This window comes from Rhodosalinus sp., assembly GCF_046542825.1.
Taxonomy (GTDB): Bacteria; Pseudomonadota; Alphaproteobacteria; order Rhodobacterales; family Rhodobacteraceae; genus Rhodosalinus.
In genome coordinates, this window is record NZ_JBKHAQ010000189.1 from 1 (window position 1) to 2,618 (window position 2,618).

The following is a 2,618-nucleotide window of genomic DNA, read 5'->3' on the forward strand; positions in this document are numbered from 1 at the left end:
CAGGTCGAGAACGGCGCGCAGATCATCGACGTGAACATGGACGAGGGGCTGCTCGATTCGGCCGCCGCCATGCGCACCTTCCTCAACCTGATCGCGGCGGAACCGGACATCAGCCGCGTTCCGGTGATGATCGACAGTTCCAAGTTCGAGGTGATCGAAGAAGGGCTCAAATGCGTGCAAGGCCGGCCTGTGGTCAACTCGATCTCGCTCAAGGAGGGCGAGGCGGAGTTCCTTGAACAGGCCCGCATCGTCCGACGCTTCGGTGCGGCGGTGGTGGTCATGGCCTTCGACGAGGGCGGGCAGGCCGAGACGGCCGAGCACAAGTTCGCCATCTCTGAACGCGCCTATCGCCTGCTGACGGAAAAGGCAGGCTTCGACCCGTGGGAGATCATCTTCGACCCCAACATCTTCGCCGTGGCCACAGGGATCGATGAGCACAACAACTATGCCGTCGCCTTCTTCGAGGCGACGCGCATGATCAAGGCGCGGTTGCCTTACGCGCTGGTCTCGGGCGGGCTGTCGAACGTCTCGTTCAGCTTCCGCGGCAACGATCCCGTGCGGGAGGCGATGCATTCGGCCTTCCTCTACCACGCGATCCGCGCGGGCCTCGACATGGCGATCCTGAACGCAGGGCAGATCACCGTCTATGACGACATCCCGCCCGAGCTGAAGGAGCGGGTCGAGGACGTGCTGCTCAACCGCCGCGACGATGCCACCGACCGGCTGCTCGCCATCGCGGACGACTACCGCGACAAGGGCGAGGCGCAGAAGAAATCCGACCCGAAGTGGCGCGAGGCGCCGGTCGAGAAGCGGCTGTCCCACGCGCTGATCCACGGCATCACCGACCACGTCATCGACGACACCGAGGAAGCCCGGCAAAAGGCCGAACGCCCGCTCGACGTGATCGAGGGGCCGCTGATGGACGGCATGAACGTGGTGGGCGAGCTTTTCGGCGAGGGCAAGATGTTCCTGCCGCAGGTGGTGAAGTCGGCCCGCGTGATGAAGACCGCCGTGGGCCACCTGATCCCCTACATGGAGGCGGAGAAGAAGCGCGCCGGCGACACCAGCGCCAAGGGAAAGATCCTGATGGCCACGGTGAAGGGCGACGTCCACGACATCGGCAAGAACATCGTGGGCGTCGTGCTGGCCTGCAACAACTACGACGTGGTGGACATGGGCGTGATGGTCCCCACCGAGGACATCATCGCCCGCGCGAAGGAGGAAAAGGCCGACGTCATCGGGCTGTCGGGCCTGATCACCCCGTCGCTCGACCGGATGGTGGAGGTGGCGTCCGAGATGACGCGGCAGGGCCTCGACGTGCCCTTGCTGATCGGGGGCGCGACCACCTCGAAGAAGCACACCGCGATCCGGATCATGCCGGAATATGCGCATGGCGTGGTGCATGTGGACGACGCATCGAAGGCGGTGGGCGTGGTCTCTCGCCTCCTGTCGAAGGAGCGCAAGCCGCAATTCCTGGCGGAGGTGTCGGAGACGTATCAGGGCCTCGCCGACGGGGTCGCGGGCGCGAAGGAACGGCCCACCGTGCCGCTGGCGGCGGCGCGCGCCAACGCCTTCGATCCCGGCAACCACACCCCAGAGCGGCCCGCGCGAACCGGGCTGATCGATGTCACGCCGCCCACGATCGAGGAGTTGCGCAGCTACATCGACTGGTCGCCCTTCTTCTGGACATGGGAAATGCGGCAGACCTTCCCGAAGATCCTCGACGACCCGCACAGGGGCGAGACCGCGCGCGAGCTTTACGGCCACGCGCAGGACATGCTTGACCGGATCGCGGCAGAGGGCTGGTTCACGCCGAAGGCGGCGCTCGCAATCTGGCCTGCCAACCGCGACGGCGACGACGTGATCGTCTGGACGGACGAGCACCGGCGCCGCGAGCGCGCGCGCTTTCCCATGCTCCGCCAGCAGACGGAAAAGCGCCGCGACAGGCCCAACATGTGCCTTGCCGACTTCGTGATGCCCAGGGGCACGCCCGACTGGATCGGCGGCTTCGCCGTCAATGCGGGCGAGGAGGTGCATGCCATCGCCGACCGCTACAAGGCCGAGGGGAACGATTATGACGCGATCCTCGCGCAGGCGCTGGCCGACCGGCTGGCCGAGGCGCTGGCAGAGGCGATGCACGCGCGCGTGCGGCGCGAGATCTGGGGCTACGCGCCCGACGAGGCGCTATCGAACGAGGAACTGATCCGCGAGGGCTATCGCGGCATCCGCCCTGCGCCGGGCTATCCGGCCTGTCCCGATCACAGCGAGAAGCGCACGCTCTTCGACCTGCTCGACGCCGAGCGGCGGGCGGGCCTCACGCTGACCGAAAGCTGCGCCATGTGGCCCGCGGCCGCCGTCTCGGGCTTCTATTTCGCGCACCCCGAGGCCGCCTATTTCGGCGTCGGCCGCATCGGCCGCGACCAGGCAGAGGATTACGCGGCGCGCAAGGGCATGGAACTGGCGGAGGTCGAAAGCTGGCTGGCGCCAAACCTCGCCTATACGCCGGGCGCCGGGGCACTGCGGAAGTCGGCCTGAGGCAGCCGGTCGCGTTGCGCGCAGGCCCCAGACCCCCGGCTTTTGCAAGAGGACGGATCAGGGAGCGGACAGAGGCAGGGCGC

1 protein-coding gene is annotated in these 2,618 nt (G+C 67.3%); it reads left to right on the forward strand.

Annotated features, from left to right (window positions below):
- Nucleotides 1–2,535, forward strand: a 2,535-nt coding sequence (gene metH / locus ACLFOB_RS14885) for a methionine synthase (RefSeq protein ID WP_410926601.1), incomplete at its 5' end; no start/stop codon positions are given.
- Nucleotides 2,536–2,618: the final 83 nt, after the last annotated feature.